At 30.3% G+C, this 24,538-nt stretch carries 15 protein-coding genes and 2 other annotated features; all 15 genes read right to left on the reverse strand.

Features of this window, described 5'->3' with window-relative positions; translation table 11 throughout:
* Complete coding sequence (locus RR430_RS00080; protein ID WP_332488096.1) at positions 1-732, reverse strand: ABC transporter permease; 732 nt, start codon at positions 730-732, stop codon at positions 1-3.
* 158 nt (positions 733-890) lie between these two features.
* Positions 891-1,835: a hypothetical protein gene (locus RR430_RS00085; protein WP_332488095.1), complete on the reverse strand. Its 945-nt coding sequence runs from the start codon at positions 1,833-1,835 to the stop codon at positions 891-893.
* Positions 1,835-3,574: a threonine--tRNA ligase gene (thrS, locus tag RR430_RS00090; protein WP_332488094.1), complete on the reverse strand. Its 1,740-nt coding sequence runs from the start codon at positions 3,572-3,574 to the stop codon at positions 1,835-1,837. Before thrS ends, RR430_RS00085 begins: the two co-directional genes overlap by 1 nt.
* Positions 3,575-3,611: 37 nt before the next feature.
* Positions 3,612-3,812 (reverse strand) — a binding site (T-box leader).
* A gap of 184 nt (positions 3,813-3,996) precedes the next feature.
* Positions 3,997-7,122 (reverse strand): pyruvate, phosphate dikinase, encoded by a 3,126-nt coding sequence (gene ppdK / locus RR430_RS00095; RefSeq protein WP_332508496.1) that lies wholly within the window; start codon positions 7,120-7,122, stop codon positions 3,997-3,999.
* Between the two features lie 102 nt (positions 7,123-7,224).
* Entirely contained in the window at positions 7,225-8,166 is a 942-nt protein-coding gene (locus RR430_RS00100; RefSeq protein WP_332488174.1) for an alpha/beta hydrolase, read from the reverse strand.
* 111 nt (positions 8,167-8,277) lie between these two features.
* Complete coding sequence (locus RR430_RS00105; protein WP_332488172.1) at positions 8,278-10,890, reverse strand: valine--tRNA ligase; 2,613 nt, start codon at positions 10,888-10,890, stop codon at positions 8,278-8,280.
* 1 nt (position 10,891) lies between these two features.
* Entirely contained in the window at positions 10,892-11,443 is a 552-nt protein-coding gene (locus tag RR430_RS00110) for a GNAT family N-acetyltransferase (protein WP_332488171.1), read from the reverse strand.
* A gap of 36 nt (positions 11,444-11,479) precedes the next feature.
* Positions 11,480-11,686, reverse strand: a binding site (T-box leader).
* Positions 11,687-11,707: 21 nt separating this feature from the next.
* Complete coding sequence (gene yihA, locus RR430_RS00115; RefSeq protein ID WP_332488170.1) at positions 11,708-12,310, reverse strand: ribosome biogenesis GTP-binding protein YihA/YsxC; 603 nt, start codon at positions 12,308-12,310, stop codon at positions 11,708-11,710.
* Positions 12,307-14,625: an endopeptidase La gene (gene lon / locus RR430_RS00120; RefSeq protein WP_332488169.1), complete on the reverse strand. Its 2,319-nt coding sequence runs from the start codon at positions 14,623-14,625 to the stop codon at positions 12,307-12,309. Before lon ends, yihA begins: the two co-directional genes overlap by 4 nt.
* A gap of 42 nt (positions 14,626-14,667) precedes the next feature.
* Entirely contained in the window at positions 14,668-15,939 is a 1,272-nt protein-coding gene (gene tig, locus RR430_RS00125) for a trigger factor (RefSeq protein ID WP_332488168.1), read from the reverse strand.
* 107 nt (positions 15,940-16,046) lie between these two features.
* Positions 16,047-16,760 (reverse strand): DUF3196 family protein, encoded by a 714-nt coding sequence (locus RR430_RS00130; protein WP_332488167.1) that lies wholly within the window; start codon positions 16,758-16,760, stop codon positions 16,047-16,049.
* Positions 16,761-16,806: 46 nt separating this feature from the next.
* Complete coding sequence (locus tag RR430_RS00135; protein WP_332508499.1) at positions 16,807-21,717, reverse strand: hypothetical protein; 4,911 nt, start codon at positions 21,715-21,717, stop codon at positions 16,807-16,809.
* A 297-nt stretch (positions 21,718-22,014) separates the two neighbouring features.
* Entirely contained in the window at positions 22,015-23,292 is a 1,278-nt protein-coding gene (locus RR430_RS00140; RefSeq protein WP_332488165.1) for a hypothetical protein, read from the reverse strand.
* A gap of 1 nt (position 23,293) precedes the next feature.
* A complete protein-coding gene (locus tag RR430_RS00145) occupies positions 23,294-24,139 on the reverse strand; it encodes an ABC transporter ATP-binding protein (RefSeq protein ID WP_332488163.1) in 846 nt (281 codons plus the stop codon).
* A 3-nt stretch (positions 24,140-24,142) separates the two neighbouring features.
* Entirely contained in the window at positions 24,143-24,514 is a 372-nt protein-coding gene (locus RR430_RS00150; protein WP_332488161.1) for a GntR family transcriptional regulator, read from the reverse strand.
* Between the last annotated feature and the right edge of the window lie 24 nt (positions 24,515-24,538).

Raw genomic sequence — 24,538 nt, forward strand, 5'->3', positions numbered from 1 at the left:
TTAACCTCCGTTTGATTTTCTATTTATAAATTGATTAAATAAATAATCAATTATAAAACAAATGCAAATGATTACGATGGTCCAAGCAAATAAACTAGTTGTATCTAAGTTTATTCTAGCTAAGTAAAGTTGTTTTCCAATACCAACTTTTACTTGTCCTAAAATTTCAGCCATTACTCCTACTTTAAACCCTAAGCCAAAAGCCATCTTACTTGAACTTAATATTGTTGGATATAACATTGGTAATGTTTTAACTCTAGTTAATTCTATAAATGATTCAGGATATATTCTCTCAACATCTTTTAAATCTTGAGGTTCACTATCCATTGAAAAGATAAAGTTATTATAAAAAATTGGAAATAGAATAAAGAAACAAATAATACTTACACTTTTTTCTGAACCTAACCAAACTAGAGTTATGATAATGTAACTAATATTAGGTATAGATTTAGTCAAAATTTGAATTGGTTCAAACAAATTTCTAAAAAATTTGAAGCGATTGGCAATAATTGATAATACTAATGCAACCATAAATGATATTAAAAAACCGATAAACACACGATATATTGTTGAAAATATACTCATATAAAATATCTTTGTTGTTAATAAATGTAAAAAATCCATTAATACATCTAAAGGATATGGTATCAAAATATCATTATGAACAGACATAGATAAAACTTGCCAAATAGTCAATAATATCAAGATTGTTATTCCATGTTCCTTTTTCATTTAATCTCCATATAATTATTACTTTAAATATGGTTTAATTATAACATTGTAAGCGCTAAAATTATATATATTTTTCATATGAATTCTTTTAAAAACCATAATAAAAAGTATTGTTTAAGTTATCAACGATAACCATCACAATACTTTTTGAACACTTGTTATTTTATGATTGTATTTTCAATTTTTTCAATACCAAATAATTGTAAGAAAGCTTGTAGTTGTTCAATAGATTCATTAGCTGGAACATATCTTATATTCATACGATCCCAAGTCTTAGTGATGATTTGACTATTTGGTATTCCAAGTTCCTCTGGTGTAATTGTATCAATATCCACAACTAATTGATCCATTGTTGATTCATCAATGTTTGATAAATAATCATTTATTGTAGAAATAAATTGATCATATACTTCTATATTTTCAGTATATTTATCTTCTAAAACATAAATTGCCGCTTGTGGATAACCTACTGTTCCAGATATAGCTTCAAATTCTTTTTGAAGATCTTTAATTATTTGTAATTCTTTACCTTGTTCTTTTGCTTTAGCAATAGTAGCGGTAGCAGCAGGTTCTGCAAGCAACGCCATATTAGCATTACCGCTCAGCAATGCTGCTTGTGCATCAGTAACAGAATTATAATACGTCACATTTGGTTTAATATTCTTCACAGTTTCACTAAAAATTAATCCAGGTACTGTTCCTTCACCAAATGCTGCTAACTCACCGTCATTGTTTAAAGCCTCTTCACTTTCTCCTACTAAATACAAATTTCCCCAAGTAATAATACCTAACATCTTATAGTTAGTTTTTCCTGCGCTTGCAAGTTTAGTACCTAAATTAGTTGGCGCAATAATTACATTGTACTCAGGATTTGGATTAACAAATGCCGCTTGAATTACATCAGTACCATCTACAAATGTTACATCTGCACTTTCATCAAGTACAACAGGTATTAATGGTAAAGAAGTTGCTCCTTTTGGTGCAATAACTTTTAACACAACAGGCTCAGTCTTAACTTCTGGATCTGTAGTTTTCTCAACTGGTGTTGTACTACATCCCACAAGTAATAACACTGTGCTAATTATTGCAATAATTTTTCTCATTAAATCACCTTATTTTCAATTTCTAGAAGTATTCTATCAATAAATTCATTCAATCCAACTGTTTCAGATTCTTGTTTTCCATAACGTCTAACATTTACGCTATTGCTTTCAATTTCTCCTTCACCTACGACCAATTGAACAGGAATTTTATGAGTTTGAGCTTCTCTAATACGATAACCTAATTTTTCATTTCTTGCATCTATTTTGACCCTAACACCACGTTCAAGTAATGCAGCTTCAACTTTCTTTGAATATTCTAAATGATTTTCATGATGAACTGGAACAATTACAACTTGATCAGGCGCTAACCATAAAGGGAATGCTCCTGCAAAATGTTCAATTAAAATTCCAATAAAACGTTCAATTGAACCATAAATAACACGATGAAGCATTACAGGACGAACCTTATCACCATTTTGATCAATATATGTCAAATCAAATCTTTCAGGTAAGTTCATATCTAATTGAATAGTACCACATTGCCAAACTCTTCCTAATGAGTCTCTAATATGGAAATCAAGTTTTGGGCCATAGAATGCACCATCACCTGGATTAATTTTGAAATCTTTTCCTGCAGCTTTACATGCTTTCGCTAAAGCTTCTTCACTTTTATTCCAAACTTCAATTTCTCCAATATATTTTTCTTCAGGACGAGTACTTAATTCAATCGAATAATCTAATCCAAATACTCCATAGAAACGATCGATAAACGAAATTAACGATACTACTTCACTCTCAATTTGATCATATGTCATATAAATATGAGCATCATCTTGAGTAAAAGTACGAACGCGGAATAAACCATTTAAAGCTCCACTTGCTTCATGTCTATGTACTTGCCCAAGTTCTCCCATACGTAAAGGTAAATCTTTGTATGAGTGTAACCCATTTTTAAATACCAATAGACTTCCTGGACAATTCATTGGTTTAATCGCAAATTCGCGGTCATCTACATCCGAGATGTACATGTTTTCACGATAGTTAAACCAGTGTCCTGAAACTTCCCATAATTCCTTTGACATCATTATAGGAGTTTTAATGAATACATAGTTTTCCTTTGTATGTTCATCATACCAAAAACGTTCAAGAATATTACGTACTATCATTCCATTTGGCAAGAAGAAAGGCATACCCGGAGCATATTCACTCATCATGAATAAATCAAGTTCTCTACCCAATTTTTTGTGATCACGTTTCTTAGCTTCTTCTAATAAATATAAATGTTCATTTAAATCTTCTTCAATTTCGAAACAAATGCCATAAACGCGTTGAAGCATTTTATTACTAGCATCGCCCTTCCAATAAGCACCAGATACTTTTAATAGTTTGAAATGTTTTAGCTCTTTAACAGATTCAACGTGAGGTCCTCTACATAAATCAACAAATTCACCTTGGCGATAACAAGTAATAACTGTATCATCTTCATTCATGTGTGATATTAAATCGATTTTATAAGGATCATCTTTAAACATTTCTAAAGCATCACTTTTAGACAATTCTTCTCTTACAATACGTTTACCATCTTTTGAAATTTTCTTCATTTCTTTTTCAATTTTTGCTAAATCTTCTTCTTTAAGTGATACATCACCTAAATCGATATCATAATAAAATCCATCAGTAATAACTGGTCCAACCCAAAACATTGCATTTGGATATAATCTCTTTACCGCTTGTGCAAGTAAGTGAGCACAACTGTGATTTAATACATTTAACTTTTCATTTTCTTTAATGTTTATCATAAATTTCTCCTCCTAAACAAATAAAAAACGCCCTTAACAAAAGGACGTATAACTACGCGGTACCACCTTAATTCATAATCAAAAGATTATGCGCTCGTACATGTAACGGCTGTTAACCGGCATCTTTTCAAAGATGCTACTCCCAAGTGGTAATGTGTCAATTCATCAATAACCTTTCACCTACCGGCTATCTCTCTTATCTGAATTTGAAACATCATGTCTTGTTCTATGTATATGTTAATAGTTTAGTCTTTACTTAATCGTTTGTCAATATTATTGACCTCATTCGTAGATTATTAAGTTAAATTGGAAAGTTACTAATATTACTAACTTGACCTAAATAAAACGATTTAAATGTGAATTAATAATTTAATTATAAAAAAGAAAAGAACTGTTAATACTAACAGTTCCAATCATATAATTTATTTTTTAGTTACTTTTTTAGCTACAGCCTTCTTAGCTACTGCTTTTTTAGCAACTGGTTTCTTAGCAACTGCTTTTTTAACTACTGCTTTTTTAGCAACAGGTTTTTTAGCTTCTGCTTTTTTAGCTACCGGTTTCTTTGCTACAGCTTTTTTAACTACAGCCTTTTTAGCAACAGGTTTTTTTGCTACAGCTTTTTTAGCAACTGGTTTCTTTGCAACTGCTTTTTTAGCAACTGGTTTTTTTGCTACAGCTTTTTTAGCAACTGCTTTTTTAACTACTGCTTTTTTAGCAACAGGTTTTTTAGCTTCTGCTTTTTTAGCTACCGGTTTCTTTGCTACAGCTTTTTTAGCTACAGCCTTTTTAGCAACTGGTTTCTTTGCTTCTGCTTTTTTAGCAACTGGCTTTTTAGCTACAGCCTTTTTAGCAACAGGTTTTTTAGCTGCTGTTTTCTTTTCTGCCATTCTATTAGCCTCCTTTTTAGCATTTTGTTCCAAATCACATTTGATTGCAGCTTGAGCTGCAGCCAATCTAGCAATTGGCACACGATATGGAGAACAAGATACATAAGTCAATCCTACACGGTGACAGAACTCAATAGAGCTTGGATCCCCTCCATGCTCACCGCATATGCCCAATTTAATATTTGGACGAGTTTGTCTGCCTAATGTTGCAGCCATCTCGACTAACTTACCAACACCTTTTTGGTCTAATCTTGCAAAAGGATCTTGCTCATAGATTTTCTTATCATAATAATCTGATAAGAATTGACCAGCGTCATCACGACTAAATCCAAATGTCATTTGTGTTAAGTCGTTTGTTCCAAAACTGAAGAATTCAGCTTCTGTTGCAATTTCATTTGCAAGTAATGCAGCTCTTGGAATTTCAATCATAGTACCAACCATATATTTTAGTTTAGCACCAGTTTGTTTAATGATTTCATCAGCTGTTTTAATTACGATATCTTTTACATATTTAAGTTCGTTAACATCACCGATTAATGGAATCATAATTTCAGGAACAATATTGTATTTTGGATGTTTACTGTTAACATTAATCGCTGCTTCAATAACTGCGCGTGTTTGCATTTCAGCAATTTCAGGATATGTAACACTTAAACGACATCCACGATGTCCCATCATTGGATTAAATTCATGTAAAGAAGCAATAACTTGTTTTAATTCATTAACAGTCATTTTCATTTCATGAGCTAAATCTTCAATGTCTTTTTCGTTAGTTGGTAAGAATTCATGTAGAGGTGGATCTAAGTAACGAATAGTTACCGGACGATCTTCCATAACTTCATAAATTCCTTCAAAGTCACTTCGTTGCATTGGAAGTAATTTTTCTAATGCAGCACGACGATGAGCCTCATCATCAGAAACTATCATTTCACGCATTGCTTTAATACGATTAGCATCAAAGAACATATGTTCTGTACGTACAAGACCAATACCTTGTGCTCCAAATAAGATTGCTTGTCTAGCATCATTTGGTGTATCAGCATTAGTTCTAACTTTCAATGTACGACGAGCATCTGCCCATTTCATAAATGTATCAAAGTCACCAGAAATTGATGCAGGAACAGTCTTTATAGCTTGTCCGTAAATATTTCCTGTAGAACCATCTAAGGAAATGAAGTCACCTTCATGATATTTACTACCAGCCACTTCAAAATAGTGACCCTTTTCATTAATTTTAATTTCACCACATCCAGATATACAGCAACGACCCATACCACGAGCCACTACTGCAGCATGAGATGTCATACCACCACGTACTGTTAAGATACCTTGAGCAACATGCATACCTTCAATATCTTCAGGACTTGTTTCTAAACGAACAAGGATAACTTTCTTTCCTTTGTTAGTTTCAGTAATTGCATCCTCTGCAGTAAATACTATTTGACCACATGCAGCTCCTGGAGATGCAGGTAATGCACTAGCAATTGGTTTAACTGCTTGAAGTTCGTAAGAATCAAATTGAGGATGTAATAAAGAGTCTAATGATTTAGGATCAACCATCATTAATGCTTGATCTTTAGTAATTAGTTTTTCTTTAACCATATCACATGCAATTTTTAAAGCTGCTGCTGCAGTACGTTTACCATTACGAGTTTGAAGCATGTACAATGTACCTTCTTCAATAGTAAACTCCATATCTTGCATATCTTTATAATGTTTCTCTAAACGAGAACAAATTTGTGTAAATTGAGTATATGCTTTAGGCATAATATTTTTAAGTTCATTAATTGTTTGAGGAGTACGAATACCTGCAACTACGTCTTCCCCTTGAGCATTCATTAAGAATTCTCCAAAAAGCTTATTTTCTCCAGTAGCTGGGTTTCTTGTAAATGCAACACCAGTACCGCAATTGTCACCCATGTTTCCAAATACCATCGATTGAATATTAACAGCTGTTCCCCATGAACTAGGAATATCATTCATTTTACGATAATAAATTGCACGAGGATTATTCCAAGATTTAAATACTGCTTCAACTGATTTAACAAGTTGAATTTTTGCATCTGTTGGGAAATCTTCTTTTAAATTTTCACGATAGAAAACTTTAAACTTAGCTACAAGTTCTTTTAAATCATCAGCTGTAAGTTCTGTATCTAACTTAACACGCTTTTCATCTTTCATTTCATCAATTAATTCTTCGAAACGACTCTTTGGTAATCCCATAACAACATCAGCAAACATTTGGATAAAACGTCGATAGCTATCATAAGCAAATCGTGGATTATTTGTTTTTGCTGCAATTGTTTCAACAACTTCATCATTAATACCTAGATTTAGAATTGTATCCATCATTCCAGGCATTGATGCACGTGAACCAGATCTTACTGAAACAAGAAGTGGATTATCTTTGCTTCCCATTTTTTTACCAGTAAGTTTTTCTAATGCTTCTACATTTTGGAAAATTTCTTTTTGAATTGCTTCGCTAATTTTTTCTCCATCATCATAGTAAGCAGTACATGCTTCTGTTGTAATAGTAAATCCTTGTGGTACAGGCATTCCTAATGTTGTCATTTCTGCAAGATTAGCTCCTTTACCTCCCAAAAGGTTACGCATTGTTCCATTACCTTCTGAGAATTTGTAAACGTATTTTTTTGTGGCCATACTTTCCTCCTATTTAATTATATGAACTTAATTTAAACGGTTACATTTAACTCTATTCTTATAATAAACTATTCAAAGTTTTTTAACAACCAAAAAATTCATTTAATTTTCATTTAAATGAGCATTAACAAATTCAAAAACTTTTTCAAAATATTTTTTATCTAAAAATGACTCAGCATGTTTAGATTCTTGGAACGTACATAATTCTTTTTCTGCTGTACATGAATAGAACAAATCAAAGACCATTTCAAATGGTGCAAAGCAATCTAATTCACCATGCAAAAATAAAGTTGGTGTATTTGATTGTTTGACTTGTTTAAGTGCATTACCTTCATATAGTGAATAATTCATTTTAGATTTACATAAAAAATTAACACCTGGCACTAGTGCACCTAAAGGAACTTTCAAATAATTTTTAATTTGAAATTTTAATAAATCTTCAATTGATGAGTAAGCACAATCTGAAATTGCACAAACTACATTATCTGGTAAAAATTCACCTGTAGCATTTAATACAGTTGTCGCACCAAGAGAAGTCCCATGCAATACAATCTTCGCATCATTATTTTGTTTGATAATAAAATTGATCCAATCAATTAAATCATAATGTTCTTTCCATCCAAGTGTAGTGTATTCCCCTTCACTCTTACCATATGCACGTTGATCAATAATCAAACAGTTATATCCTTCTTCATAATATTTTTTAGGAATATCTAAAACTTGTGTTCCAAAAAAATCATATGCATGTAGTGAAATTACCCAGTTATTTGATTTGTCATTGTTAACTTGCACACCACTAAGTTTTAATCCATCATATGAAAGAATCTCTACTTCATGTTTATCAACATTTTCAAACCAAATATCATTGTCTTTCTTCGTAATTAACGAATTAGAAAATTCCAAATAACTTGGATTTTTTTTGCGTTTAAATACTTTTGTAAAAATATATGCACAAGTTGCACAATATGTTGCACCTACTGCAAGCGTTACACCTGCTGTAACAGCTAAAACTTTTCCTACTTTACTTCCATTTTTTTCTGCCATACTTTCCTCCGTAAAAAGAAAAGGAGAAGACCATAAAAGAATAACAGTTGTTAATTCTAATTTAAGTTCTTTCTCCTCATATTTATCACCTATTAATATTTAATGATAAATTTATTTGGAAGTCAATTCTTTTAAGCGATTTGATACGATTTCATAGCGATTTTTATAGTTTTCTAACTTATTTTTTTCTTCATCAACTTTATTTGCTGATGCTTTAGAAATAAAGTTTTCATTTGACAACATTTTTTCGCCACGATTAATTTCTTTTTCTAATGATTCTTTTTCTTTGTTTAATTTTGAAATTTCTTCTTCAACATTGATAACTTCATTTAAAGGAAGAGATAAAGATCCTCCTTCAATAGGTCTAACCATTAATTCATCATCAATAAATTCAACCCATGTTGCTTTACACATTTTTTCTAAAATTGATGCAACTTCCTTATCATATTCTTTGTTTGTTCCACCTAATGATTGAATTATAACACGTAATGGAGTAGATGGTTTTAAATCGTTATCAACTTTTATCTGACGTATAGTCGTTATAATTTCAATTAGTTGATTTACTTCAATTGCTTTTTTATCATCTATATCTTTAATTTGTTTTGGCCAAGATGCAACACAAATCGAATCATCTGTATTGTGTAAAGATTGATAAATTTCTTCCGTCACAAATGGCATGAATGGATGTAATAATTTAATTATTGCATCTAACATACTTACTAGTGTATTAATAGTAGCTAGCTTAGTAGTTTCATTATCACTATTTAATCCAGATTTGCTAAATTCAATATACCAACTACAGAAATCATTCCATACAAAGTTATAAAGTTCATTACCAACAATTGCAAATTCATATTTATCCATATTTATATTTGTATGTTCAAGTACTTGATTAAATCTTTGTAATATCCAATTATCTGTCATTGAAAGATTTTCTAATTTACATTCTAAGGTATTAAATTTTTCTGGTATGTTCATCATTACAAATCGTGATGCATTCCAAATTTTATTTATAAAATTCCACGAAGCTTCAACTTTACTTGGAACATAACGCATATCTTGTCCAGGAGTAGAATTAGTAGTTAAGAAGAATCTTAATGAATCTACACCATATTCAGAAATTACATCCATTGGATCAATTCCATTTCCTAAAGACTTACTCATCTTGCGACCTTGCTCATCACGTATCAATCCATGAATTAAACAATCTTTGAATGGATATGAATTCGTAAAATGTCTAGCTTGGAAAGCCATACGAGCTACCCAAAAGAAAATTATATCATAGCCAGTTACCATACAGTTTGTTGGATAATAACGTTGCAAATCAGCGGTATCAGTTGGCCATCCTAATGTGCTAAATGGCCATAATGCACTTGAGAACCATGTATCCAATACATCTTCATCTTGAGTCCAATTTTCAATATCTTTTGGAGCCTCTAGTCCAACATAAATTTCACCAGTTTCATTATGATACCAAGCAGGTATACGATGACCCCACCATAGTTGTCGTGAAATACACCAATCTTCAATATTTTCTAACCATTGATTAAATGTATTTTCAAATCGTTGTGGATAAAAATTAATTTTTTGTTCTAGATTTTGTTGGTTTTTTAATACGTCATCAGCAAGTGGTTTCATCTTTACAAACCATTGTTTTGACAAATATGGTTCAACAATAACATCAGTTCTTTCTGAATGTCCAACTTGATGAATATGTTTTTCAATAGATACTAAGTTTCCTTCTTTTTCAATACGATCTGTTAAAGCTTTACGACAAACAAAACGATCCATGCCATTAAATTCACCAGCCAATTCATTCATAGTCCCATCAGGATTCATACAAACGATTTTCGGTAAGTTATGACGTTCAGCAATTTGAAAGTCATTAGGGTCATGTGCTGGTGTACACTTCATTGCTCCTGTACCAAATCCAATTTCAATATAATCATCAGCAATAATTGGTAAAGCTTCTCCATTTGCAGGGTTTATTGCATGTTTACCAATTAAATGTTTATATTTCTCATCTTCTGGATGAACAACTACACAAACATCACCAAACATAGTTTCAGGACGAGTAGTTGCAACATTAAATGAATCATTAGTTTCAACTACCTTATAGTTAAATGTATAAAAAGCCCCTTCAACTTCTTTATGAATTACTTCAATATTACTTAGTGCTGTTTTAGCTTTCGGATCCCAGTTAATTATACGTTCACCTTGGTAAATTAAGCCTTCATTGTATAAATCACAGAATACCTTTGTAACAGCTTTATTAAGACCTTCATCTAGTGTAAAACGTTCACGTGAATAGTCAACAGAGTTACCAAGTTTTGCCCATTGTTCACGGATATGACCTGCATATTCTTCCTTCCATTGCCAAGCACGATCCAAGAATTTTTCTCTTCCTAAATCATAACGACTAATACCTTCATCTTTAAGTCTTGCATCAACTTTTGCTTGAGTTGCGATTCCTGCATGATCCATACCAGGAAGATATAACATGTCAAAACCTTGTAGTCGTTTATAACGTGAAATAATATCTTGTAAAGTATTATCCCAAGCATGTCCTAAATGTAATTTGCCTGTTACATTTGGTGGTGGTATTACAATTGTAAAAGGATCTTTACTTTTATCACCAGCTTTAAAATATCCTTTTTCAACCCATTTATTGTACTTGTCAGTCTCTACTTCAAGATGATTATACTTTGCATTTAATTCTTTCATATTATTTTATCTCCTCAAATTCATTTTTAAACATTGAATATATTTTTTTATCATGGTATTTACCCTTACCATCTTTCATTTGCTGTCTAAGTATACCATCAAAATGAAATCCTACTTTTTCAATAACACGTTGACTCTTAGTATTTTCTACAAAATGACCGATATCAATTCTTCTAAGTTCTAAATCATTAAAACCAAATTCAAGTAAACCTTTAACAGCTTCTTTCATATAACCTTTACCCCAATATTTTTTCTTGAGTACATATCCGATTTCAGCTGTTTTCTCATCTGGAAAATAATGTACAAATTCACACATACCAATCATTTCATGATTTTCTTTAAGTTCAATACAAGTTGCTTCAAACATCGTTGGACTTTCGCGATGCAAAAAGAATTTTTCTAACACTTCTTTACTAGCTTCAATTGATGAATGCTTTGGAAATGTCAAATATTCAATGGTTTCATCATCACTTGCATATTCATACATATCTTTAGCATCATTGATTGTTATTGGTCTAATAATAAGTCTTTCTGTTTCTTTATATATTGTCATATTTTCCTCCTACCAATATAAAAACGCCCTTTAATATAAAAGGACGTTAAATTACGCGGTACCACCTTAATTCATAGTATAAAACTATGCACTCAAACTTTTAACGCAAGTATACGGATTCTCCTATTTACTTAGAGAACCAACTCATAGACTACTATTCAATAGTTATGCGAGTCTTTTTCAGCAACCAAGACTTCTCTATTTGTCACTAACTATTTACTTCCTTCTAATCAAAGTTATTAAGATAATTTTATCAATCTATAGTTAAATGTCAATATTTGATTCATTATTAAGCATATTATCTATAGAATCCCAAAGAGAATCTACACCTTCTTTTGTAATACTACTGAAATCAATAATATTACTTAAAGGAACATTTAAAGTCTCACTTATACATTTTTTTAACTTTGCTAACTCACTTCTTTTGCATTTATCTTTTTTAGTCGCACATACAAGAATATTCATGTGCAATTCTCTTGCATAATCAATCATTGTAACATCATCATTCGTTGGTTTATGTCGATAATCTACAATAAGTATTAATGCTTTTAAGTTTTTACGATTACTAAAATATCCATCCATCATTTCACCAAACTGAACTAATTCCTTTTGGCTTCGATGTGCAAATCCATATCCTGGTACATCAACTAACATATATTTATTATCTACTTTAAAGAAATTAAGAAATCTTGTTTTCCCTGGAGTATTACCAACATATGCTGCATTTTTACGATTTACTAATGCATTTATTAATGAAGATTTCCCGACATTACTGCGACCAGCTAATACAAATTCAGGTAAATCACTTATTGGACAATCCTCAATTTTTGGTGAACTAGTTAGAAACTCTACCTCATGGTATTTCATTGTACAAGAGCTTCCTTTAATACTTGTTCCATAGATTCAACCGGGATAAATTGAACGTTCTCTTTAACAGTATCAGGTATTTCATCTAAATCTTTTAAATTACTCTTTGGAATAATTATATGTTTGATTCCCACACGATGAGCAGCAAGACTTTTCTCTCTTAATCCACCTATCGGTAGAACATTACCTCTTAGTGTGACCTCACCAGTCATGGCTAAATCTGATCGCACTGCTATACCTGTAATAGCTGAAACTAATGCGGTAGTTAAGGTAATTCCTGCACTCGGACCATCCTTTGGTACTGCCCCTTCAGGTACATGGATATGAATATCATGTGAATCAAAAAACTTAGGATCAATTTTATATTTCTTAGCATTTGATTTAATATAATCTAATGCAATCGATGTAGATTCTTTCATAACATCGCCTAATTGACCGGTCACGATAAATCTCCCTTTTCCATCAAAGTAAGTAACTTCAACAGGTAATACGTCACCACCGAATTGTGTATATGCTAAACCAGTTACAACGCCCACTTGATTCTTCTTTTCTTTTTGACCATATTCAAACATTTCTTTTCCAAGCCATTCAAGAATTAGTTTTTTTGTAACTTTAATTGATTTTTTCTTCTCTTTTAACACTAAAAGAACTGACTTACGACACAAAGATGCAATAACACGTTCTAATTGACGTACCCCTGCTTCTCTTGTGTAGTGTCTAATAATGAATAGTAATTCATTCTCTTCAAGTTTAAATTGATTTTGTTTTAAACCATTCATAATTATTTGCTTAGGAACTAGATGATTCAAAGCAATTTTAACTTTTTCAACTTCTGTGTAACTAGATAATTGAATGATTTCTAAACGGTCACGTAACGCTGCAGGAATATCTTCTAAATAATTGGCAGTCGCAATGAACATAACATTACTTAAATCATATGGTTCTTCTAAATAATGATCCGAAAAGAAAGCATTTTGTTCTGGATCTAATACTTCTAACATCGCACTACTTGGATCACCTTTGTAATCAGAACCTAACTTATCTATTTCATCAATTAGGAATACAGGATTAATAACACCTGCTTTTTTCATACCTTGAATAATTCTTCCAGGCATACTTCCTAAATAAGTACGACGATGTCCTCTAATTTCAGATTCATCCTTAACACCACCAACTGACATCTTCACAAATCTACGATCAAGCGATTTTGCAATAGATTTACCAAGAGATGTTTTTCCTACTCCAGGAGGACCTACTAAACATAATATAGGTGAATTTAAACTCTTAGTCATTTGTTTAACTGCTAAATATTCCATAATTCTGTCTTTAACTTTACCAAGACCATAATGATATTGATTAAGTCTATCTTGAACTGAATTCAAATTTTCGTTGTCTTCTGTCATTCCATACCAAGGTGTTTTCAATAACCAATCAAGATATGTCCTTACAACGGAAGCTTCCCCAGAAGATGCAGGCAACATTTCATATCGTTGCAATTCTTCAAGTGCTTTTTGTTTAACATGTTCAGGATACGGATTTTTTTCAATCATTTCACGTAATTCTGCAGTATCATCAGTAAAATTAGATACATCACCTAATTCTTCTTTAATAGCACGCATTTTTTCACGCAAATAATATTCACGTTGTCCCTCTTCGATACGCTCTCTTACTTTTTCATTAATGCTTGTTTCAACTTTAGATAACTCTTTTTCTTTTTCAAGTTCGCTAATAATTAACATCAAACGTTCATTCACATTTAATGTTTCTAATAATTGTTGTTTTTTATCTAATGACAAAGGAAAATATTGTGCAAATTGATCTGCCAAAATTACAGCACTAACTCCTTTAGTTAATTGTGCAATAACTTCTGGTGGAAAATTAGTAGTTGTATTCGCAACATTTTCAAATTCCATTGCAACTCTTTTTACTAAAGCAAGTTCTTCTATTTCATCTCCTGCTATATTAGATAATGGTTGAATTGTAGCCATTGTTAATTTCTCACCATCGATATAATCAACAAGTTCAGCTCTTTCTAAACCAGTAAATGTTACACGCATAAAACCATCTTTTTTACGAATTGTTTTTATGTGACATAAAGTACCAAATTTATAAATATTATCAAGTGTTGGACTATCAATCATAATGTCATTTTGACATACAACCCAAACATGTCCTTCATAATGATTTTGTGATTCTTCTACTGCATTAACACTTTTTTCTCTTCCAACCTCAATTACTACATCTTGGTTAGGAAATATTACAATTCCTCTAGTACAAACTACTGGAATCGTAACTTGTAAGCTCTTATTCTTCATATTTTAACCTCCATCATAAGACAAAATAAGACGCAATGCGTCTTATTTAGTAGCTGTATCTTTGATTAGATCGTAAGCTTTACGAATACGAATATCTTCTGCCAAGCTAGATGAAGGAATCAATTCTTTAACTTTTGATACTTCCATCTTATATTGCTCAGCAATTCCGTTGAATTCAGTTTCAACTTCATCGTCATTAACTTCGATCTTTTCAGCTTTAGCAATAGCTTCAAGAACTAAACGCAATTTAACTTTGTTTTCAGCATCTTTCCCCATTTGCTCACGAATTTGTTCCATTGTTTGACCAGTCATTTGCATGAATTGATCAAGTCCGAAACCTTGTTGTTGTAAACGATTTGCAAAGTCATTTACTAGTTGATTAGTTTCATCTTCAATCATTTCTTGTGGAATGTCAACAGTAGCACCATCTACTACTTTAGTGATCAAATCATTCATAGCATTATTTTCTGCTTGAGTTTTTTTGTTTTCCCCTAAATCTTTCTTAATTAGATTTTTTAAATCTTCAAGAGTTTCTACATTAGGTGCATTTACATCTTTAGCAAATTCATCATTAAGTTCAGGTAATTGCTTACTCTTAACTTCATGTACTTTTACTTTGAATGTAACAGGTGCTCCTTTTAGTTCTTCTGCTTGGTAATTTTCAGGGAATGTAACATTAACATCTTTATCATCGCCAGCAACAGCACCAATTAGTTGTTCTTCAAATCCTGGAATAAAGCTTCCTGAACCAATTACTAAGTGATGTCCTTCAGCTTTACCGCCTTCAAATGCTACACCATCTTTAAATCCTTCAAAATCAATTACAGCAGTATCGCCATTTTCAACAGCGCCTTCTTTTGTAATCATATCAGCATAGTTTTCTTGTAAACGAGTTAATTCATTATTAACCTCTTCATCACTAACCTCTGATACTTCTTCACTATATGGTAATTCTTTGTATTGACCTAAAGTTACTTCAGGTTTAACCACAATAATGAAGCGGATGTCAGCTTTTTCTTCATTCATGTCATCAATTGCTAATTCAGGTCTTGCTACAGGCCATAAATCAAACTCCTTAATTCCATCTTGTAATAATTGATTAGCAATACTTTCAATTGCTTCAACCATTACATTATTTGAAGAAATGTTTTTCTCAATCATATTTTTTGGAGCATGCCCTTTTCTAAAACCAGGGATTTCCACATTTTGCGCTAATTTATCGAAAGCTTTCTTTTGAGCATCTTTCCATTCTTGCCCTTCAATTGTTACTTTTAATTCACCTTTAGATTTTTCAATAATATTCCAAGTTGACATTGCTATTTCCTCCTAAATGTTCAGCCTAACTATTATAACAAAATTATCCTCAATTTCAAATAAGTTGAGAAGTAATATGCATTCTTTTTGCTTAATTTAACACCATTTTATGAAAGTAAGTGATTTTTAGGTGTTTCTTGCCTAAATTTAAGCTTTTTTTCAAGATTATCCCACTCATTACTGCGATTAGTAAGATTCAACACAAACTTCGTTATCATTAACGCTAATTCATAACCTTCTTCTAATTCATAGCTTAAAGGTAAGTAATCAAAGCATTCATGAATAAGTTGCTGTAAACAAAACTCATAAAACGAAGGATCTTCATTAGAAAACCACTCTTCTAAATAAGATTGTGCTTCATTAAATCCATCAGATTCAAAAGGTCTTAAACAACATACTGGTGTAAACTCATAATCAATTTCATCTTTTTGATAAATTAAAGTCTCATCAATTTTCTGTTCAATGCATGAGTCAATTAGTAATGCTGCCGCAGAAGGATTAGGTTTACTTGCTAAGTATTTACTAATAAGTTCCAAATAGTTTCTCAAATTCAATGTATTTAACTTATTAACCGCAACCAGTTGTAATTCATCATCAGCAAACAGGTATTTCTCTATATCTTGTTCACTTAATTCGCGAATTACTTGATTACCACTTTCTGATTTAATGTCTTTATTTAACTCTTCTAATTTTTTTTCGAACTCCACAGGCACATAAGGCATTTTCAACTCCGACAATATAAGTGATTTTGCTTCATCATATTCCTTATTTTTAATATGGTTTTCGATTGTTTCTAGTATTTCATCATAGTAACTTTTCATACTCTTCCTCAAAAATGAACCTTCAAACAAGTTGAAGGTTCTTCTATTAATTATCAAACATTTTTTGTCTTAGATAATCTAATTTCTTTGCAAATAAATTCTTATTTTTAATTTCTAATTCTTTGTCAAGACGACGCTTTTCGCTCATTTCATTTTCAAATTCAATAAGACGATGTTGTTCACTAGCTATTTCTTGCTCAATATCATTCAGTAATTTTTGATGTTTTCGTACCATTTCATCATAAATTTCTGATTGATTCGCTATTTTACCAGCTTTTTCTTTACGCAATTTAGATTCTTCTGCTTCCAGTTCACTTAATCTATTCTTTCGAGCAATTATTTTATCTTCATATCCCTCAAGTACATCTGCATAAGATACAGAACTAGAGTTTGATTTATAAATTTCATCTAATGACTCATATTTCTTCTTAAGTGCATTGAAACGTCTTAATACCTTGTTGTTATCATCTTGTAATGAGTAAATTTCCTCTAAGAAACTATTCTTAGTTGCAGCAATACGATCAGTAAATTCATCCTTAGCATGTTTTTCATTTTCCATAAGTTCATCTCGAATATTACTTACGTTTTCAAATTCAGCTGCATCATAGTTTTCTTCGTTATTTTGTCGTTTACGTAATGCATCCTTATATTCTTGAATATATGCTTCATTCTTAACAATTTGTTCGTTCAACAACTTCTCGTAACGTTCTTCTTTTTCACGTATTTGTTTGTCCAACTCATCAAGTGACAATTCAAACTCTTCGCCAGCTGCTTCTTTTTCTTTTTCTATACGTTGAAGTTCTTTTTCAAGAATCTTGTTATTTTTACGATTTTCTTCTTCAATTGATGCTTTCTTCTTTTCTGAAAGCTTTTCAAAAATCTTTTGTTGCTTATCAATTACATCATTAATTTTAGCTTTTTCTTCTTCTAATAATTCCAATTTAGACTGACGAATTGCTTGAAGTTTTTCCTCTTCTTGATTTCTTGTTTGAACAAATCTTTCAACTTCTAAATCAATACTTTGTTTGTAAGAATCAATTTTAGCTTGTCTATCTTTAATAAGGTTTTCAATGTTAACAAGATTTTGTTCACATTCTTCCTCATATTTGCGTAATCTTTGTTCATCTTGAAACTTACGTTGTTCAAGTTTTTCTTCTAAATCATGAATACTTTGACTAACTTGTTCTTCTTGTTTCTTTAAAGACTCATTTTCATTAATTAGTCGATTAATTTCAGGATTATATTGATTTCTAATTGCTTTTTCTTCTTCTTGCATTTTTTCAGCAGATAATTTGATACGTTGACGAATAGCACTTAAAGATTCATCCCAGAATTTTTTGAAGTTTTCTTTTTCAATATCTCTTTCTTCAATACGTTTAGCTTCTTCATTGTTCAAACGATTCACAAGAGCTTCAAAGCGAGTTTTTTCAGCCTCAAGTTTTTCTTCTTCTTGACGAACATATTCATTAATATCTGCTTGTTTATCAGCAAGTTGCTTTGCAAGTTGCGCTTTATAATCCTCATAGTTTTTAATAAAGCCATTTAGAATTTCATCATTTTGAAGTGCAATAACTTCTTGTTTTTCATCTTGTTCACGAATAAATTCTTGAATAAGTTGTTCATGTTGCGTATTTACTTGTTCGATTGCTTTTTGATAATTTTCATTACGCATTGCAATAATATGAGTAATTTCTTTATCAACATCTTCCTGAGCATTTTTGATTTCTTGAATTTTTTGCTCATTTATTTGTTTAGTTTGATCTAATTCATTTTGTAATTCTTCAATATTTGCATTAAGTCTATCAACCATTGATTGATAATTAGAAATCTCTCTTTCACGGTCTTCCATATGAATCTTATTATTGCGCTCATAGTCCGCGATAAACTTTTCAATCATTTCTTTTTTTGTTTCTTGTTGTCTAATTTTAGCATCAACCGCATTTTTAAGTTGAATTTTTTCAATTTCAACTTGATTTAATTGTGCACTCAACTCATCTTTTAATTCATTGAAATTTTTAATATTAGACTCTCTAGCAACTTCTGCTTCATATTCAAGTTGAGCTTTATGATGTTCAAAGTCCTCTTGAAGAAGTGCCATTTCATTTTTATGGCTTTCTTCTGTTTTTTCCATTTCTTGAGTAACAAGTTTAACTTGTTCTTGAATTTTACTAAGAGCTTGTTCATTTTCTCTTACTTTATTTGCATATGTAGCTTCTAATACAGATTGTTCTTGAAGAATTCTATTCTTCTCGTCTTCCATATTACGTTGAATGTCGATTAATTCTGAATTCATTTTATTAGATATTGTCTTACGTGCTAGTTCATATTCAGAGCGTAAATAATCAATTCGTTCATCTTTTTGCACTTCCAATTGAGCAATAGAGCGTTCAACTTCTTGTGCTTGTTCATTTAACTCAGTAGCTAATTCATTTCTTAACTTGATAAGTTTTTGATTCTCATCTTGTTCATCTGATTTATAATGACTAATTATGTCACGTAAATTTGCATCAATATTACGAATTTCAATTCGTTTATTATCAATTGCATGCTCAAAATCATTAATTTGTTGCAAATGCTCTTCAAGTGCAACGCTGTTCTTTTTAATTAAATCATTTTTATTAGCTTCGTATTCCTCTTGAAGTACAGCCATATTTGTAATTAATGTCTTTTCCTCATCAGTTAAGCGACTAATCTCACTATTTATTTCACTAATTCTTTCTTCAGCATTTTTTCTATGTTCATCAATACTCTTAACGATTTTCTCTACTGTTGTTTGAGCATTTTCCTTAATTTTGTTTAATTTCTTATCATTGTTATGCTTAAATGATTCTAATTCATTAGCATTTTTCTCTTTTAAGCTATCAAAGTTTTTGCCTGTTTCAGCTAAAATACGATTCTCTTGTTCGATTTGTTTTTCAAACTCTGGAATAATAGTATTTATCTTGTTTTGCGTATCATGAATTTCATTTGATATTTGTTCAATGAAAACATCACTATTTCTTTGTAATTCAGCAACACGTTCCTTATGCTCTTTTTGAATTTCTTTAATGTTTTCTTCATACTTAGCTTGCATTTCATCTTTTTTAGCAAGAACTTTTTGTTCGAATTCTTCCATTTTCTTTTGGAATTTATCTTTTGATTCATCAATTTTAGCTGTATGAGCACTAATTAATTCTTCTCTTCTTGCTTCAAAAGCTAATACACAAGCTTCATGTTTACTTCTTTCTTCTTCACGAAGTGCTTCTAAAGGAATCATTTTTTCATTTAATAATTCTATTTCTTTTTTTAATCCTTCAATAATTTCATTCTTATTATCGATTTCAGTACTGTGTTCTTCCTTAATAAGCTTAATTTGATTTTCAAGACGATTAACTTCTTCATCATTATTTTGTTGTATTAAGTTAACTTCAACTTGTTTATTTTCTAAATTTTTAATATAACCTTCAACTTGTTCATCAATTTCAACACGTTTTTGTGCAAAAACAGCTTCTTGTTCTTTAAGTTGTTCTTGAATTAATAGTACATCGCTTTCGAATTGTGCACTTAGTTTGATTAAATAATTATTATGTTCAATTTCTGCATTTTTAATATCTGTTTGGCACTTTAATATACGATCTTTGATTTCATTTAGACGTTGATAGTGTGTGCTTTCAAGTGTTAATTCCTTAGCTTCTAGTTCTTTCTTTCCTAATTGTAACTTTTCTTCATCACGACGTAGATCTTCCTTTAAGAAACTAATATTACCATTAAGTTTTTCTTCCTCACTCGCAAGCAATCCACGATAAAATTCATAGATTGAATCAGCTTCTTCCTTAAGTTTAGTATCCAATCCATTAGTTTTTAATACAATGTCTTGTTGGAATTGCTCAAATTCACGGCCTAGTTTTTCAATTAATTGTTGTGTTTGTTCTTGTTCAGTTGCTCTTAAATTAGTGAAGTTTTCTACTTCCTTCTTATAAGTATCACTTAAAATACGAAATTGATTTTGCTTTCCAGCAAGTTCATTTTGCGCATGGTTATGGGAATTTTCTAATTCTTTAATGCGAGCAAGTTGATTATCTTCCAAATTACGTCTAATCACTTCATATTTTTCAATTTTTTGTTTTAGTAAGTCTTTTAAACTTTTTTCATGTTTATCAAGTAAATCAAGTTCTGCTTTTTTACCATCGATAAAAGCTTGGTTACTAAGTGCAAAATCATCAAAACTTGCTGCCCATTGATTTATTTTAGTAGCAAGTTCTTGCTTCTTATGTTCAAGTTGCGCTAAGTTATTCTCTTTTGTATTCTCAATTTCTTGTTTATAACCTTCATATGTAATTTCTTCATTTTTAAGTGCTTCGCTAAGACTGTTTTCTAATTCAATAACCTTCTTATCAAAGTTTTTCTTTAATTTCTCAATGTGTGTTTCAAGTTTCTTAATTTCTTTTTTCTTCTTTTCACATTCAATAGCCGATGCAGATTTTAGACTTTCTTTGATTTCTTCAGTTTCTTGTATTAAACGATTACGTTCTTTTAAGAATAATTTGTCTTGGGATTGTTTGATTGACTGAATTTCATCGTATATTTCTTTTTCTTTTTTAGCAAGTTGTTCTTTTAATATTTTATTCTTTTTGTCAGCATCACTTAAAATAACAGCTTTTTTCTTATTTACTTCTTTAGCTGCTTTTTCAGATTTAGTTGCTAAGACATTAATTTTTTCTTGGATTTCTCCTGATTCAGCATCAATGTCATCCATTGCCTTTTCAATATCACGTTTAGCTTGATTAACTTGTTTTTTACGCGCATTATATTCGATATTTTGAACCTTCTGAACACCATTTAAAAAATCTCCTGAATGTTCTAACTCGTGTTCCAATTTTTCAATATTCTTCTCTTTTTCTTCTATTTCGATTTGAATATCGCTTGGTTTTACCTCTTCTTGCTTTTTGAATGAGTTAAAAAAACTGAATTTTGCCATAGTAGCACCCCTTAATCATGTTTAAAAATGCACATTTGTATATCATAAATATTAACTCAAAAATGCTATTTTAACAACATAAACTAGGTAAAACGAAGTAAAATAAAACAACTTCGTTTATAAATCAGCCAAGATAACATTACTTTAATACAATTAATAAATATTCATGCTGTATCCAAGTCATAGCCATAATACTTAAACAATAGTAGTTATGTAGGATATATTGAGTTAGATTATTTACTCTATTTTAAACATTAACTTGTTTTGCAACAGTTTTGAAAGCAATGCAATGAATGTCTATCTATAGACTGACCGATATAAATTTTCACGTAATTTTTTATAGATAATTATAGTTAAAATGGTTATTGCAGGCACCAAAATGATATAGATATTTGAAAAGTAGCTAACTAAATTATTATAAAATACAACCATTACAATACAAATCAGAAAAATGAATATACCATCAAAAAACATATCATTATTAATAAACCCTTTTGTTACGAAATAGAATATCAAAAGTATAGTCATAGCATAAATTAATGCATCTCCAATTGATACTAAGTTGAAATTTATTAATTGAATATTAAATAACAATTTTAAACTAATGAGTGTTACTCCAACTGTAATTAATATAATAATTATGTTCTTAACAAAACTATATACAATTGCATCAAACATTCTTTCTCTAGATATTGGCACAAGTTTTAAATATGTCGCCCTATTAAAATGATACTCATATGTTGCATATAACGAAATCGAAAATAATAGAATAAATAGAACATAAACCGTTGTTAATGACATCATTGAAAATTTACCATAATTAGAGAATGTTATGAAAATTTGATATAACCAAAACGAAAATCCAGTTATCGCAACTTTTTGATTATCAAGGTTATATTTAGAAAACCGACTTAATTGACTAATTTTATTTTCCATTTTTTTATTGCTTAATTCAAGATTTTTACTATTTGAATACGTTTGCACAAAAAGTTTAAATAACGCTACCATAAATGGAAATATAAATGAAACTAATATCATTAAGAAAAATTTATCAAAAACTAATATTTGCGTTTTAAAATAATATACAACCAATAATAGAAAGTTTAAATACATTAACGATAATATATATCCAAATCGACAATTATTTAAAAAACAATTATTTTTAAACATCATATTTTCAAGCACGAAATATATCCAATAAAAGCTGATAACTATCGCCAAAAACAGTATTACAGCATTTACACTATATGGATATACTTTAGTCAAACTACATAAACCAATAATACATACTCCTACAATTGTTAATGCAAATGAACTTATAAAATAAAGAGAAAATTGTTTGTTTTTATCTATTGGCAATATTTGTAAATATTTACTTCCGTTTGTATCTAAAAAATCAAAGTTAGATCCATAATCAAATCGGGTTGATTCACCCACAGTAAATAAACAAATTCCAAGCGCACCAACAGCCAAAAGTAAACTAGGATCACACAATCCAATAAAACCAATTGTAAATATTGCAACTGCCCAACGCCACATACATTTATTTTTCCAATATGTAAAGTAAGGTTTCATATCATAACCCCCAATAAATCATAATATCTTCTATTGATGCTTTTTTAAATTGATATTTTGGATTATTTATAAATTTAGAGCTTTGCGTGCACAATGCTTTAAAACCATCTTTAGTTTCTTCAATACTTCTACAAACTTTTTTTAAATCATCTGGTATGGTGCCTTCACCAAATACAATTTGGTTTTCTTCTTGGATATGATCCTTATTCATTGAAAATACAATTTCGCCATCATCAATTAATGTAACTTCATCTGCAATTTTATCTAAATCAGATGTAATGTGTGTTGAAAATAAAACGGTTTTACTTTCATCTTGCATAATATCATAAATTAAATCTAAAACTTGATGCCTTGAAATTGGATCAAGATTTGATGTTGGTTCATCAAGAATAATGAAATCCGGATGATGTGCTAAACTAAACGCAATTGATATTTTCATTTTCATTCCTAATGATAAACTTTTGAATTTAGTGTCTAAGGATACATCCAACTTTTTGCACAAATTTTTAAAATATAATATATCAAAATTACTATAAAACGGACCTAGTTCTGATGCTAAACGTTCTCCAGTCATTGATAAAGGATAATAAAATTGATCGTTAACATACGCAATTCTGTCCTTTATTTCAAGTCCATTATCCTCGAAATTCATACCTAATATTTTTATATCTCCTCTATTGCGTCTAATTAATTCTAAAAAGCCATTAATCATCGTTGTTTTACCAGAGCCATTTCGCCCAATCAATCCTGTAACATAACCCTTTTTAACACAGTAATTAGGAATATATAGTTTAAAATTATTATAGCTAACAGCTAAATCATTTAATTCTAATGCATACTCAGTCATAGTTTAGTCCTCCAATATACTATTAATAATATTCTTCAACTCATCATTACTTAATCCATATTTTTTTGCTTCTTCAATAATATTTTTTAGTTTTTCACTTGTCTCTTGTTCTTTTAAATCCTTAAGTTTATTGAGGGATACTTTTTTGACAAAGCATCCTTTACCTTGTCTTGTTTCAACGTAACCTTCTCTCTCCAAGTCATCATAAGCTCGTTTGATTGTGATGATAGCGATATTCAATTCTTTCGCCAAACTTCTAATTGATGGAAGTTGATCATTCTCCTTCAATACACCACTAAAAATCTTTTCTTTGATTTGCATAATCAATTGAAGATAGTTAGGTATATTAGATTTTTCATCAATTTTAAGTATCATAATCTCTCCTCACTGTTATTATTG

It is taken from the genome of Anaerorhabdus sp. (assembly GCF_036641015.1).
Taxonomy (GTDB): domain Bacteria; phylum Bacillota_I; class Bacilli_A; order Erysipelotrichales; family Erysipelotrichaceae; genus Anaerorhabdus.